The 14,167-nt window shown below is 66.1% G+C and carries 11 protein-coding genes; 6 read left to right on the forward strand and 5 right to left on the reverse strand.

Going from position 1 to position 14,167, the window contains the following annotated elements:
• Nucleotides 1-147: 147 nt before the first annotated feature.
• Nucleotides 148-1,518 carry an aspartate aminotransferase family protein gene (locus R4P95_RS28360; protein ID WP_204164849.1) on the reverse strand — a complete coding sequence of 457 codons (1,371 nt, stop codon included), beginning with the start codon at nt 1,516-1,518 and terminating at the stop codon, nt 148-150.
• 219 nt (nt 1,519-1,737) lie between these two features.
• On the opposite strand from R4P95_RS28360, the gene ald reads away from it, so the two are divergent.
• Nucleotides 1,738-2,859: an alanine dehydrogenase gene (gene ald, locus R4P95_RS28365; protein WP_213575492.1), complete on the forward strand. Its 1,122-nt coding sequence runs from the start codon at nt 1,738-1,740 to the stop codon at nt 2,857-2,859.
• A gap of 105 nt (nt 2,860-2,964) precedes the next feature.
• Nucleotides 2,965-4,434, forward strand: coding sequence for a PLP-dependent aminotransferase family protein (locus tag R4P95_RS28370; RefSeq protein ID WP_317747209.1), 1,470 nt, complete (start codon nt 2,965-2,967; stop codon nt 4,432-4,434).
• A 19-nt stretch (nt 4,435-4,453) separates the two neighbouring features.
• On the opposite strand, the gene R4P95_RS28375 is transcribed toward R4P95_RS28370, so the two are convergent.
• Both R4P95_RS28375 and xsc read right to left on the reverse strand, forming a co-directional pair.
• A complete protein-coding gene (locus R4P95_RS28375; RefSeq protein ID WP_213575486.1) occupies nt 4,454-5,209 on the reverse strand; it encodes a sulfite exporter TauE/SafE family protein in 756 nt (251 codons plus the stop codon).
• Between the two features lie 161 nt (nt 5,210-5,370).
• Entirely contained in the window at nt 5,371-7,179 is a 1,809-nt protein-coding gene (gene xsc / locus R4P95_RS28380; protein ID WP_109334701.1) for a sulfoacetaldehyde acetyltransferase, read from the reverse strand.
• Between the two features lie 199 nt (nt 7,180-7,378).
• Here xsc and R4P95_RS28385 point away from each other — a divergent pair, with 199 nt between their 5' ends.
• From R4P95_RS28385 to R4P95_RS28400, 4 genes are read left to right on the forward strand one after another with little or no spacing between them, the layout of a single operon-like run.
• Nucleotides 7,379-8,212, forward strand: a complete 834-nt coding sequence (locus R4P95_RS28385) for an IclR family transcriptional regulator (RefSeq protein WP_213575485.1) — start codon at nt 7,379-7,381, stop codon at nt 8,210-8,212.
• Nucleotides 8,213-8,222: 10 nt separating this feature from the next.
• Nucleotides 8,223-9,191, forward strand: coding sequence for an AAA family ATPase (locus R4P95_RS28390; RefSeq protein ID WP_213575484.1), 969 nt, complete (start codon nt 8,223-8,225; stop codon nt 9,189-9,191).
• A gap of 10 nt (nt 9,192-9,201) precedes the next feature.
• Nucleotides 9,202-10,908 carry a cobaltochelatase CobT-related protein gene (locus R4P95_RS28395; protein ID WP_317747211.1) on the forward strand — a complete coding sequence of 569 codons (1,707 nt, stop codon included), beginning with the start codon at nt 9,202-9,204 and terminating at the stop codon, nt 10,906-10,908.
• Between the two features lie 43 nt (nt 10,909-10,951).
• Nucleotides 10,952-11,635, forward strand: a complete 684-nt coding sequence (locus R4P95_RS28400; protein WP_317747213.1) for a phosphonatase-like hydrolase — start codon at nt 10,952-10,954, stop codon at nt 11,633-11,635.
• Nucleotides 11,636-11,658: 23 nt separating this feature from the next.
• Here the strand turns inward: R4P95_RS28400 and pdxS are convergent, their stop codons facing one another.
• Together pdxS and R4P95_RS28410 are read right to left on the reverse strand one after the other, a co-directional pair.
• On the reverse strand, nt 11,659-12,549 hold the full coding sequence (gene pdxS, locus R4P95_RS28405) for a pyridoxal 5'-phosphate synthase lyase subunit PdxS (protein ID WP_109334706.1): 891 nt from the start codon (nt 12,547-12,549) through the stop codon (nt 11,659-11,661).
• Nucleotides 12,546-14,093, reverse strand: coding sequence for an amino acid permease (locus R4P95_RS28410; protein WP_317747214.1), 1,548 nt, complete (start codon nt 14,091-14,093; stop codon nt 12,546-12,548). The genes pdxS and R4P95_RS28410 overlap by 4 nt, the downstream gene beginning before the upstream one ends.
• Nucleotides 14,094-14,167 lie beyond the last annotated feature (74 nt).

A 14,167-nucleotide genomic window follows, 5' to 3' on the forward strand; every position in this document is an offset into this window, starting at 1 on the left:
CCCAAGGGTGTGGGGGTGCTTTTCACAGGGCGGGCGCGGGGGGGGGGGGGGGGGCCCGGGCCGCCCACCCCCCCCCAGGGGGGGGGGGGGGGGGCGCCCCCCCCCCCCCCCCCCCCACCCGCTGGAACTCGGGGAACGTGTCGTTCCCTACGGCTGAATTGCCTTCTCGATGTCGGTGAGCATGCTGTCGATTCCGTGGAGCAGCTCCGAGAGCACCTCGTCGTCGGCGACGAGCGGTGGCGAAATCATCAGCATCGTGGCACCACGGTCGTCGCCGCGGAGAATGACCTTGGTGCGGGCGAACGCCTCCGGCAGCACCTTGCGCAACACCGTCAGCGACTCCTGCTCGGTGAACTCGCGGCCGCTGTCGCTGTCGGCCATCAGTTCGATCGCGTAGAAGAAGCCGGTGCCGCGCACGTCCTTGACGCAGCGGTGCGCGTTCATCAGCGAGTCGAGTGCCGACCGCAACTTCGGGCCCCGCGCGGTGACGTTGCCCAGCACGTTCTCGTCGCGCATCGCGGTGATGTTGGCGACCGCCACCGCCGTCGACACCGGGTGTCCGCCCCACGTCGCGCCGTGGGTGAATACGCCGCCCTTGGGCGAGTCGTACAGCTCGCGCACCAGCTGCTCGCGGACGATCAGGCCACCGAGCGGGGCGTATCCGGAGGTGGAGCCCTTCGCGAACGTGATCATGTCGGGCACCACACCGGTGAGCCCGTGCCCGAACCAGTGTCCGAGGCGGCCGAACGAGCAGATCACCTCGTCCGAAACGAGCAGGATCCCGTGCTTGTCGCACAGCGCGCGCAGCGCGGGCCAGTACCCGTCCGGCGGAACGAGGGCGCCACGCCCGTTCTGAACCGGCTCGGCGAACACGGCCGCGATGGTTTCGGCGCCCTCTTCCTCGATGACGGCTTCGATCGCGGCGATGCAGTCGAGCTCGTTCGCCGGGCCGCAGTCGCCGAGGTAGCCGAGGGTGTTGGGCACGGAGCGAACCCCGGGCAGCAGCGGTCCGAACGGGTCTTTGATCTTGGGCAGCTGTGTCACCGAGAGCGCGCCGAGAGTGGTTCCGTGGTATGCCATCTCGCGGCTGATGATCTTGGTTCGCTGAGGGTTGCCCTGGCTGCGGTGGTACTGCCGGGCGAACTTGACGGCCGTCTCCACCGCCTCGGATCCCGAGTTGACGAAGAAGGTCGTGCCGAGATCGCCGGGCGCGAGGTCGGCGATGAGCGCGGACGCCTCGATCGCGGGAATGTGAGCGCTGCCCCAGTTCGAGGCGTACGCCAGCGTCCCGATCTGCTCGCTCGCCGCCTTGGCGATGTCGTCACGGCCGTGACCGATGTTCACGCAGAACAGGCCTGCCAGACCGTCGAGGAAACGGTCGCCCTCGGTGTCGATCAAATAGCTGCCCTCGCCACGAACGAACACCGGGAAGTCGCTGTCCCAGGTGTCCTTGCGGGTGAAATGAGGTCCGAGGTGCCGGCGGGCCCGTGCTCGCAATTCGGTGACGTCCACGACCATCTCCTTCGTTGTCGAATGGCTGTGATCCACACCATACGGATGGCGTGGACCCCAGGTCAGGGCCAGAAGAGCAGTATTCGATGGGTCCAGACTGGTCCCGATAGCCGACGCAAAACTGGTCCTTCTGGTCCCATGCCAGGGTGATCCAGACTTCGTTATCGCCCCGGCACCACGACTTGTGGACGGAGCAGTGATCAGCCCAGCCAACGGAGGTCTCAGATGAGGATCGGTATCCCCAAGGAAGTCAAGAACCACGAGTACCGGGTAGCGGCCACTCCGGCCGGAGTGCACGAACTCGTCACCCACGGACACGACGTGTTCGTGGAACGTGGTGCGGGAGAAGGATCGTCGATCGGAGACGACGCCTATGGCGCCGCGGGGGCAAAGATCCTCGACACGGCCGACGCCGTCTGGCAGAGCGCCGAACTGGTCCTCAAGGTCAAAGAGCCCATCGCGGAGGAATACCACCGGATGCGTTCGGACCTCACACTGTTCACCTACCTGCACCTCGCTGCGGGTGAGGAGTGCACCCGCGCCCTGCTCTCTGCGGGAACCAATTCCGTTGCGTACGAGACCGTTCAACTTCCCGACGGGTCACTGCCCCTACTGTTCCCGATGAGCGAGGTCGCCGGCCGGCTCGCACCACTCGTCGGCGCACAGGCACTCATGCGGCCCGAAGGTGGCCGAGGCGTACTCATCGGCGGGGTGTCCGGGGTGCTGCCGGCCCGCGTCGTCGTCATCGGCGCCGGCGTGTCGGGCATGAACGCCGTCGCGGTCGCCGCCGGCACCTGGGCCGACGTTGTCCTGTTCGACAAGAACGTCGACAAGCTCCGCGCCGCCGATCGGATGTACCAGGGCCGGATCCGCACCCTCGCCGCCAACGCCTACTCCATCGAGCAGGAGGTCATGCAGGCCGACCTCGTCATCGGTGCCGTGCTCGTCCCCGGCGCGAAGGCCCCGAAGATCATCTCGAACTCGCTGGTCTCCCGGATGAAGCCAGGCAGCGTTCTCGTCGACATCGCCATCGACCAGGGCGGATGCTTCGAAGATTCGCGTCCCACCACCCACGCAGACCCCACGTTCCGGGTCCACGACTCGGTGTTCTACTGCGTGGCGAACATGCCCGGAGCGGTGCCGCACACCTCCACGCATGCGCTGACCAACGTCACCCTGCCCTACACGTTGCAGATCGCCGAGAAGGGACTCGCGCGCGCCGCGCGGGAGAACGCCGCTCTCCGCGCGGGCGTCAGCACGGTCGCGGGGCGGCTCACCAACGATGCCGTCGGCGTCGCACTCGGAATCGAGTCGATCGACGTGGAAGAAGGGCTCGACCTCGTCTGATTCCACTCGCCGGCCCGGCATACTGAGGAGTGCTCACCCGAGAACTTCTCGGCGTGCCGGGCCGGCCTCGTCGTCAGCCCGCCGTTGATGTACAGGAGGCGATGCGTGCCGAGAACACTGATCGAGGTCGACCGCACTTCCACCGAGCCGCTCTACCGTCAGGTTCGGCGGGCGATCGAGCACGGCATCGCCAACGGACTCTTCGATCCACGTCACCGCCTTCCGAGCTCCCGCGAGCTGGCCGTCGACCTGGCGATTTCGCGCAACACGATCAATCTCGCCTATCAGGAGTTGATCGCGGAGGGTCTGGTCCAGAGCCATCAGCGGTCGGGCATGTTCGTGAATCCCGACATGATCGAGACCCTGGCATCCGACGCGCGCGCGACCATCCCACGCATCGACTGGTCCACCCGGATAAGGCGTTACGCCGACGTCGACGTTCCGCACATAGAGAAGAATCTCGACTGGCACAGTTATCCCTACCCCTTCCTGGCCGGCCAGATCGACATCCGGAGCTTTCCCGCCCGCGCGTGGGTGCGCTGCCTGCGTGACGCGCTGTATCAACCGCACGCCTACGCGAGCCTTCAGGACAGCGTCGGAGCGGACGACCCGATGCTCATCGACATGATCCGCCAGCACCTGCTGCCGTCCCGCGGAATCGAGGCGAGTGCGGACGAAGTACTCATCACCGTCGGATCACAGCAAGGCCTGGACCTCGTCGGGCGGGTGCTGCTCGGCCCGGAACACCGCGTGGCCATCGAGAACCCGGGCTATCTCGATGCCCGGCACATCTTTCTGCGCACCGGCGCCCAGGTGTACGGCATCGATGTCGACGAGCGCGGCCTGCGCCCACCCGAGACTCTGCGCGGCACCGATCTGATGTACCTGACGCCCAGTCACCATCATCCGACCAATGCCACTCTCGGAATCGACCGGCGTCAGCACCTGCTACAACTCGCCGCTGAATCCGGCACCGTCATCGTCGAGGACGACTACGACAGCGAATTCCGCTATCACGGCAGTCCCAGCCCGGCACTCAAGGCGCTCGACTCCAGCGGCGACGCCGTGTACCTCGGCACCTTCTCGAAGTTCCTGGCACCCGGACTGCGCCTCGGTTACCTCGTCGGGCCCGCCGACCTGGTCCGCGAACTGCGCAATGCCCGCCGATACGTGCTGCGCCACCCACCCGGCCATCAGCAGCGCGCCCTGGCCATGTTGATCGACAGCGGCGAGTACCACCGTGCACTACGACACCACCGCAGCCAGATGAAGCACAAATGGGAACGCCTCTGCGCGGCCGTCGACAAGTACCTTCCATGGCCGCAGGAGTCGTATCCGCCCGGGGGCGTCAGCCTGTGGATGACCGGGCCCGAGAACCTCGATTGCCGGGTCCTGGTGCGCGAGGCGGAAACCCGCGGAGTCCTCATCGAACGGGGTGACATCTTCTACACACAGCCCGTGCCGCCGCGCAACAACTTCCGAATCGGCTACGGTGCCATTCCCCTGCGCTCCATCGAAGAAGGTATCGCGCTCCTCGGCCAGGCGTGCCAGGCGAGTTTCCGCCACTCCCGGTAACTGCGCGGCGAAAATCGCCTCAGCGCAACGCCACCTGCACGAGGACGGCGGCGCCGAGGAAGCCGAGTAGCCACAGCACCCGTTGGCGGACCTGCTGGGCGGTGGTGCGGTCGAACAACCATTTTCCCGCGGCTGCGCCGAACATACAGAGCGGCGTGAACAAGGCGATCTGCGCCAGGACGGGAACCGTGAGGAGACCACCAGCAGCCGAGCCGGCGGCGCCGAACGCGTCGATGACGAGAAAGAACACGACGAGCGAGGCACGCCCGGCCGCCACGTGGGAGGACGCGGAAAAATACATCAGGACGGCGGGTGGACCACCGAGGGCGAAGCCGCCGTTGAGGAGGCCGGACGCCACGCCCGTCACGGTCGTCGCGCCGGGGCCGGGCAGTGACTGGCGGTCGGGGACGGCGGCCATCGCGACGGCGGAGCCTATGATCGCCACACCCAGGAGCACGCGCACCAGGTCACCGGACAGCTGTGTGAGCGCCCACATCCCGAGCGGCATGCCGATCAGGGTGCCGACGAACAACCAGCGCAACGACTTCCAGTGCACCTGCCGCCACACCTGGGGCAGCATCGCTGCACTCGCGACGACCTCGAGGACGAACACGGTGGGGATCACCGACGTCGGCGGGAGCAGGACGACGAGTCCCGCCACCCACACCATCGCACCACCGAAGCCACCGAAACCGCGGACTACGCCGCCGGCCACCACGATGCCGAGCGCAAGGAGGAGGGCGGGCAGCGACAGATCCCACACCGTTGCCGCCATACCCTGTTGCACCGCTTCCGTTCGCCGTTGTCCCCGTCAGAAGTGTGGGGGTCGCGGCGGCGAAGCGACAGGTCCAGACGGCGCCCGATCGTCAGTACCAGAAGAGCACGGGACGTAGCCCCCGGCATCGGCGCCGGGGGCTACGTGGTCGCAAAAGCGGACTACACGTAGTCCTTGTACTTGTCGAGCAAGCGAACCGGCTTCGACAGCGCGTCGCGGCGGAAGGGGTCGCCGAGTTCGCGGGTGCACATGATCTCGATGACCGTCGTCTTGCCCTCGTTCATCTGTGCGGCGACCGCGCGCTGCAGTGCGGGGCCGACCTCTTCGAGCTTGTCGACGACGATGCCTTCGGCGCCCATCGCCTGTGCGATCCCGGCGAAGGACTCGCTCTCGAGTTCACCGGCGACGAAGCGGCGGTTGTAGAAGTCGACCTGGTTCTTCTTCTCCGCACCCCACTGCCGGTTGTGGAAGACGACGGCTGTGACCGGGATGTCGTGCCGGACCGCGGTCATGACCTCGCCCAGGCTCATCCCCCAGGCGCCGTCACCTGCGTATGCGATGGCGGGCCGTTCCGGTGCCGCCGCCTTCGCGCCGATGATGGTGGGCAACGCGTATCCGCAGTTACCGAAGCTCATCGGAGCCAGGAAGCTGCGCGGCTTCTCGAACCGGAGGTAGCTGTTGGCGACGGAGTTGATGTTGCCGATGTCGGTGGAGACCATCACGTCTTCCGGCATCGCCTTCTCCAGCTCACGCAGCACCTGGCGGGGGTGCAGCCAATTGCCCTCCTCGCCTTCCTGTTCGGCGATCATGTCGAGGCTGAACGGATCGCGCTCATGCGTCCACTCGTCGAGTTCCTTCTCCCACGCGGCTTTCTCGGCGTCGATCTTCTCGCTGCGTGCCGCCCGATTGGCGTCGCACGCGAGGGCCTTGCCCTCGAGGCGTTCGGTGAGTGCGACGGCCGCAGCCTTCGCGTCGCCACAGATTCCGACCGACACCTTCTTCACCAGGCCGAGCATCTTGTGGTCCGCATCGATCTGGATGATCTTCGCGTTCTTGGGCCAGTAGTCCATGCCGTGCTGCGGCAGCGTGCCGAAGGGGCCGAGACGGGTGCCGAGGGCGAGCACCACGTCGGCCTGGCTGATCAGCTTCATCGCGGCCTTGGAACCCTGGTAGCCCAGCGGTCCGGTCCACAGCGGGTGGCTGGCGGGAAACGAGTCGTTGTGCAGGTAGCTGTTGACGACGGGGGCGCCGAGACGCTCGGCGAGGGCCTTGCACTCCTCGACGCCGTCGGCCATCACCACACCGCCACCGGACACGATCACCGGGAATTCGGCCTGGGCGAGCAGTTCTGCAGCCTCGTTCAGGCTCTTTTCGCCGCCGGGACCGCGGTCGAGCCGGGTGGGCTGCGGGATCTCGGTCTCGATCTCGCCGTAGAAGAAGTCGCGCGGGATGTTGAGCTGCGTCGGACCCATCTCGGACATCGCGCGGTCGAAGCACCGGCCGGTGAACTCGGCCATGCGCTTGGGGTTGTTGACGTGCCCCTGGTACTTCGTGAATTCCTGGAACATCGGCAACTGGTTGGCTTCCTGGAAGCCGCCCAGGCCAGTTCCCATGGTGCCGGCCTCGGGGGTGACGATGACGACGGGGCTGTGTGCCCAGAATGCGGCGGCGATCGCCGTGACACAGTTGCTGATTCCCGGCCCGTTCTGGCCGATCACCATGCCGTGCCGCCCGCTGACCCGGGCGTATCCATCCGCCATGTGTCCCGCGCCCTGCTCGTGCACCACCGGGACGAGCCGGATCCCGGCGGGCGCGAAGATGTCCATCGCATCCATGAAGGCCGAACCCATGATGCCGAACATGTCTGTCACACCGTTCGCGACCATGGTCTCGACGAACGCCTCCGACGGTGTCATCTTCTGTACGCCGGAGACAGCGGTGCGATCGGCACCGTTCTTCTTCTTGCTCATGCGTGATCCTCCTTCAGGGGTGCGCCGGAAACGGCTGAGAATGTCAAAAATCGGAACGTTTCGTTCGTGATTTTGTGATGTATTCGAACAGTAGGCCACGTCACACACTTCGTCAATGAATGTTCCTAAAACTGGAACGGGATGTATGATTTTTCGATACACGACGTGAAGGCGTCGCCGTCTGGGCCTAGGAGGAACCGTGGGTGAGATTCACCGGATCGACGAGTCGAACGGACACCCAACAACGGAGCTACCCGGAGACACACCGACGCTCCGCCTGTTCGCGCTGCTCGAGATGATCGCGTCCAAGGACCAGCTGTTCACGTTGCAGGGGCTCGTCGAGGAGACGGGCATGGCCAAGCCGACCTTGCACCGGATGCTCCAGCAGCTCGAGGGCGCCGGACTCCTCACCCGGCAGAACAACGGCAGGCATTACGGCACCGGCGTGCGCCTGCGCCGCTTCGCCGAGAATCTGCTGCTCAACGACACCCACCACGGTGCGCGCCACGCCATCCTCCGAAACCTCGTCGCGGAACTCGGCGAGAGCTGCAACGTGACCACCCTGTCGGGTAGCGAAGTGGTGTATCTCGACCGAGTGGAAACCTCCGAGCCCCTGCGGTTTACACTCCATGCGGGTTCGCGGGTGCCAGCGCACTGCTCGGCCAGCGGCAAGATGATCCTGTCACAGCTCAGCCCCGCCCAACGCCGGCGACTCCTCGGGCGGATGCCGCTCGAGCGCTACACCAACAAGACCGTCACCGACATCGAGCTGATCGAGAACGAACTCAAGCAGGTGCGCCGCGACGGCTACGCCATCGACGACGAAGAGTTCCTCCCCGGACTCGTCTGCGCCGCGGTGCTCGTCCCCTGCGCCACAGGCAATTCCAATCTCTGCATTGCGGTCCAGGCCCCGGTCATGCGACTCACCCCCGACAAGGCGCTCAAGCTCCTTCCTGCGTTGCGGAGGGCGGCCGACGCCATCGGCGAGATCGAGAACGAGGTCACGGAGACCGAAGTGACAGACCTGAACTGAAGGAGGGCGCATGCCCGAAATGACCACTGCGGCCCCCAGCCACGTGGTGTCCGCGCGCGAGCTGTTCGGACTCCACACCGACCTGACGGTGCGTGCCTTCCGCGAACCCGTCGACCACGTCCCCGACATCGACCCCGCGTACCGGTTCGATCACGCGGTGACGACCGCCCTGCTCGCCGGGTTCGACCGCAACCGCCGGGTGATGGTCCAGGGACTGCACGGCACCGGCAAGTCCACACACATCGAGCAGGTCGCGGCTCGGCTGAACTGGCCGTGCGTGCGGGTCAATCTCGACGGACATCTCAGCCGGCTGGACCTGATCGGCAAGGACGCGGTCGTCCTCCGAGAAGGCAAGCAGGTCACCCAATTCCAGGAAGGCATTCTGCCCTGGGCACTGCAGCGGCCCGTCGCGCTGATCCTCGACGAATACGACGCCGGCCGTCCCGATGTCATGTTCGTCATCCAGCGCCTCCTCGAGCGCGACGGAAAACTGACCCTGCTCGATCAGAACCGGGTCCTGACTCCGCATCCGGCGTTCCGGTTGTTCGCCACCGCCAACACCGTCGGCCTGGGCAATCTCAACGGGTTGTATCACGGTGTGCAGCGGCTCAATCACGCGCAGATCGATCGCTGGAACATCGTCGCGACACTCGATCACCTGCCCGCGGAACAGGAAATCGAGATCGTGTCCGCACGAGTGCCGTCGCTGAGCCGTCAGCTCATCGGGTCGATGGTCGCCGTGGCCAATTTGACCCGGAGCGGATTTCGCGTCGGCGACCTGTCGACGCTGATGTCGCCGCGCACGGTGATCACCTGGGCCGAGAACATCGAGATCTTCCACGACCCGGCGCTCGCATTCCGGCTGTCATTCGTCAACAAGTGCGACGAGGCCGAGCGGCCCGTCGTCTACGAGTACTTCCAGCGGTGCTTCGACTCGGAACTGGAGCGGTCGGCGATGCTCGCGACGAGCACGGCCTGAGCGGGCAGTCATGACAGAACTGTCCGTGCGCCCCACATCGGTCCGCCGTCAGCAGGAAATTCACGAACTCTGTGCCGCCTCGATCCGCGCCCTCGCGGGCCAGGGTGGACTGCACTTCCGCGGACCGGAACTCCACCGCGGACATCGGCGCGTGCCGATGCCCGCCCCGCACCTCCACCCGACGTTCGACGGCGCCGGCTTCGCGTCCTTCCGCGGTGCGGCGGACGGCATGGCGTCGCGCCTCCTCCACACCGATCCCGTCCTGCACCGGAGCCTGTGCCCGGATGATACGGCGCGTCGGCTGGTCTTCGAGATCCTGGAACAGTTCCGCGTCGAGTCGCTGGCCGCCGACGCGTGGATCGGCGTGCGCGCCAACCTCTCCCACCGCTTCACGCAGTGGTCGCAGGACTACGTGACGTCCGGTCTGACCGAGACGGTGCACGGAATGCTGTTGTTCACGGTGACACAGATGTGCCGGGCCCGGATCACCGCCGAACCGATACCCGAGGCCACCGAGGACCTGATCGAATCGACCCGGTTCGCTCTCGCCTCCGTTCTCGGCGGACACCTCCCATGGCTGCGTCGAACCCGCTTCTCGCAAAACGACTTCGGGATCCACGCGCAGGCCGTCGCCGAGCTGATCGGCCGTCACCTGGAGTCACCCACCGACACGGACGTCTCGACCGACGACCGGAGCGACGGCCGGACGGCGTTCTCCCTCCTGTTCGACTTCGACCCCGAAGACGACGAGACCTTCCAGGCCGCAGTATCGGGACGCAGTCGCGCGCTGGGGGAGGGCGGAGACGGGTATCGCGTGTTCACCCGCGCCTACGACGAGACCCGGCAGATCGCGTCCCTCGTCCGGCCGGAGTTACTCCAGGAGTACCGCCGGCGACTCGACCTCGTCATCGACCTGCAGCACCTCAACGTCCGGAAACTCGGACGGCAGCTGAAAGCCGTGCTCGCGGAACCGGTCCCCGACGGATGGGACGGCGGCCGGGAAGAGGGATACCTCGACGGTCGGCGGCTCGCCCAGCTCGTCACCTCGCCAACCGAGCGCAGACTCTTCCGGGCCGAACGCACCGAGCCGCACACCGACACGACCGTGACCTTCCTCATCGACTGCTCCGGTTCGATGAAAGAGTTCGGCGAACCGGTCGCAGTCCTGGTCGACGTGTTCGCCCGGGCACTCGAACTGGCCGACGCCCGCTGCGAGATCCTGGGTTTCACGACCGCCGCATGGAACGGGGGACGGGCACGCCGAGACTGGCTCCGGTCTGGCCGTCCGCGCAACCCGGGCCGCCTCAACGAGGTGCGGCAGCTGGTGTTCAAGGACGCCGAAACCTCATGGCGCCGAGCCCGTCCCGCGATCGCGGGGCTGCTGAAGAACGACCTGTTCAAAGAGGGCGTCGACGGTGAGGCCGTCGACTGGGCGTGCTCCCGGATGCGGGACCGCCAGGGCCGGAGGCTCCTGTTCGTGATCTCGGACGGAAGCCCACTGGACGGCGCCACCGCCCTGGCCAACGACGAGTTCTACCTGGACCACCACCTGCAGGACGTGGTCGAGCGACACGAGGACGAGCGGGCCGTCGAAGTGTACGGGCTGGGAGTCGGGCTGGACCTGAGCCCGTACTACGACCGCTGCCGGACGCTCGACCTGTCGTGCGGTATCAACAGCGACGCTATTGCCGAAGTGCTGTCGATGATCGCCCACTGACAGTCATCACCTGCCGGTGGCTCAACAGCGAGGAGTCACACTCATGGCCGAACACGGGGTTTCCCTGGTCACTCTGGACATCGCCGGAACGAGCGTCGACGAAGGCGGTGCCGTGTATGTCGCGTTGCGCGACACCGTCGAGAAGCACCTCGGCAAACCGATTCCGGACGATCGGTTCGACAGGTGGAACGGCACCGGCAAACGGCAGGCCATCGAGGGCCTGCTGCGGGAGAGCGGCACCTCGTCCGAGAAGACGGTACTGGACGCCGTCGAATCCGATTTCACCGCAATGCTTCTGGCTGCGTACCGCAAGACTCCGCCCACCGCACTGCCCGGGGTTCACGACGCCTTCGGCGCGTTGCGGCAGCGCGGCATCAAGGTCGTTCTCCAGACCGGCTATTCACGTCAGATCGCGGAACCACTACTGGAGCAGGTCGGGTGGGAGATCGGCCGGGACATCGACGGTGTGATCACGAGCGATCAGGTGCGGATGAGCAGGCCGTCGCCGTATCTCATCTTCCACGCCATGGAACTCGCCGGAGTGCAGAGCGTCGACGAGGTGCTGGTGGGTGGGGACACTCCGAATGATCTACGGGCCGGGACGAACGCCGGGGCACGGTACGTTGTGGGTGTCCTGACGGGCGCGCACGACGCGGCGAAGCTGAGCCGGGAGCCCCACACGCACATACTGGACAGCGCTGCGGACATCCCCGGACTGCTGGGCTGAACGACGACGGTGGGTTCGGTACGTCACCAGCCGCGTTCGGCGAGGCGGTGCGGAACCGGGATGTCGTCGACGTTGATCCCGACCATCGCCTCACCCAGCCCACGCGAGACCTTCGCGAGCACGTCCGGGTCGTCGAAGAACGTGGTGGCCTTCACGATCGCCGCGGCCCGCTCCGCCGGATTACCCGACTTGAAGATCCCCGACCCGACGAACACACCCTCCGCGCCGAGCTGCATCATCATCGCCGCATCCGCCGGGGTCGCGATGCCACCGGCGGTGAACATGGTGACCGGCAACTTCCCGGCCTTCGCCACCTCGACCACCAGGTCGTACGGCGCCTGCAGCTCCTTCGCCGCCACATACAGCTCGTCCTCGCTCAGCGACGTCAACCGGCGAATCTCCCCACCGATGGTCCGCATGTGCGTCGTCGCGTTCGACACGTCGCCGGTGCCGGCCTCACCCTTCGACCGGATCATCGCCGCACCCTCGGTGATCCGCCGCAACGCCTCACCCAGGTTGGTCGCACCACACACGAACGGGACGGTGAACTTCCACTTGTCGATGTGGTTCGCGTAGTCGGCCGGGGTCAAAACCTCGGACTCGTCGACATAATCGACCCCCAGGGACTGCAGGATCTGCGCCTCGACGAAGTGCCCGATCCTGGCCTTGGCCATCACCGGAATCGAGACGGCGGAGATGATGCCGTCGATCATGTCCGGATCACTCATCCGCGACACCCCACCCTGCGCGCGGATGTCCGCGGGAACCCGCTCGAGCGCCATCACCGCGACCGCACCGGCGTCCTCGGCGATCTTCGCCTGATCGGGGGTGACGACGTCCATGATGACCCCACCCTTGAGCATCTCGGCCATGCCTCGCTTGACGCGTGCAGTGCCGGTGGTGGATGCGCTCATGACTCTCTCCTCTGATGACGATCGGTGTGTGGATCCTGTTGTGCCGCTGCCAGCAGTTCGAGGTCCGAGCCGCCCAGCGTTTCGATCGCCTCGATGCGTTTCTCGGCCTCCGCGACCGACTCGTCCTGCGAACCGATAGGGGGAGCACCGGACAGCGCGTCGTCGTCGGTTCCGCCCTTGCCGAGCCACCGCCGCACTTCGTAGGTGACCAGGATGGCGATGAGCGTCAGTCCGCTCATGAGGAACTGGGAGCGGGTTGTCGGCAGGAAAGCCATCGCGAGGATGACGGTGGCCATCAGGGCGATCGTCGCGTAACTCAGCCAGGGGAACAACCACATCCGGAGTTGCAGTGCGGCAGGGTCTTCGCGTTCGAGTCTGCGCCGGAGCACGACCTGGGAGATGGCGATCAGGAGGTACACGAAGAGCGCGACGGCGCCGTACGAGTTGACGAGGAAGCTGAAGACAATGTCACCCCACACGTAGGTGCAGGCAACCGACACGTATCCGACGGTGGTGCCGAGCAGGATCGCCCGACGAGGCACACCGTTGTGGGAGAGCTTGGTGAAGAACTTCGGTGCGTCGCCGTTGCGGGTCAGCGCGAACAACATTCGGGATGTCGTGTACAGCGCAGAGTTCAGACAGGAGAGTACCGCGGTGAGGACGATGAAGTTCATGATCGTGGCGACGCCGGGAATGCCGAGCACCTCGAGCACCGCGGCGTACGGGCTCACACCGACGCTTTCGGTGTTCCACGGCTGGATCGCGACGACGACGAGAATGGAGCCGACGTAGAACGTCACGATGCGCACTACGATCGACCGCATGGCATGGGCCACTGCCCGCTTCGGCTCCTCCGACTCCGCAGCCGCAATCGTCACGATCTCGGCGCCGGTATAAAAGGCGACGCAGGGGACGACCGCGGCGAGCACTGCGCCCCAGCCGAGCGGGGTGAACCCACCATGGTCGACAAGGTTGCCCAGCCCCGGCGTCGAGTCCGGCCACAGCCCGGTGATCCACAGGGCACCCATTCCGAGGAAGAGGACGATCGCTACGACCTTGATCGACGAGAACCAGTATTCGAACTCACCGTAGGAGCGGGCGGAGACCATGTTGGTGGCCGTCAGCAGCAGCATCAGTCCGAGGCTCAGCAGCCACAGCGGAATCATCGGCAGCCAGAGCTGCAAGATCCGGCCGCCGGCGACGGCCTCGACAGCAACAACGATGACGAAAAAGTACCAGTACATCCACCCCGTCGCGAACCCGGCGCGACGTCCGAGCGCCTGCCGGGCATAGACGTAGAACGACCCGACCACCGGCCTGGCTACCGCCATCTCCGCCAGCATCCGCATGATCAGCAACGTGATGATGCCTGCAATGAGGAAGGAGATGATCGCGGCCGGGCCCGCACCGCCGATGACGACACCGCTGCCGACGAAAAGGCCGGCACCGATCACGCCACCGAGGGCGATCAGGTTCATGTGCCGGCGTTTGAGCCCCTTGCCCAAACCGGAGTTGTCGGTGTGTTCAGGAACGGTACTGTCCACGTTTCCTCCAAATAGCGGCGGCGAAGTCCGCGCCACCCTGCCTGTCCTGCCGGTGAGCGGCGCGGATCGAACGC

It is taken from the genome of Rhodococcus sp. IEGM 27 (assembly GCF_033142305.1).
Lineage (GTDB): Bacteria > Actinomycetota > Actinomycetes > Mycobacteriales > Mycobacteriaceae > Rhodococcus_F > Rhodococcus_F oxybenzonivorans.

Bases quoted from the DNA above. Each gene is read 5' to 3' on its own strand.
- xsc (WP_109334701.1), bottom strand. From the start codon at position 7,179: ATGAGCAAGAAGAAGAACGGTGCCGATCGCACCGCTGTCTCCGGCGTA.
- pdxS (WP_109334706.1), bottom strand. From the start codon at position 12,549: ATGAGCGCATCCACCACCGGCACTGCACGCGTCAAGCGAGGCATGGCC.
- R4P95_RS28395 (WP_317747211.1), top strand. From the start codon at position 9,202: ATGACAGAACTGTCCGTGCGCCCCACATCGGTCCGCCGTCAGCAGGAA.
- R4P95_RS28360 (WP_204164849.1), bottom strand. From the start codon at position 1,518: ATGGTCGTGGACGTCACCGAATTGCGAGCACGGGCCCGCCGGCACCTC.
- ald (WP_213575492.1), top strand. From the start codon at position 1,738: ATGAGGATCGGTATCCCCAAGGAAGTCAAGAACCACGAGTACCGGGTA.
- R4P95_RS28400 (WP_317747213.1), top strand. From the start codon at position 10,952: ATGGCCGAACACGGGGTTTCCCTGGTCACTCTGGACATCGCCGGAACG.
- R4P95_RS28390 (WP_213575484.1), top strand. From the start codon at position 8,223: ATGCCCGAAATGACCACTGCGGCCCCCAGCCACGTGGTGTCCGCGCGC.
- R4P95_RS28375 (WP_213575486.1), bottom strand. From the start codon at position 5,209: ATGGCGGCAACGGTGTGGGATCTGTCGCTGCCCGCCCTCCTCCTTGCG.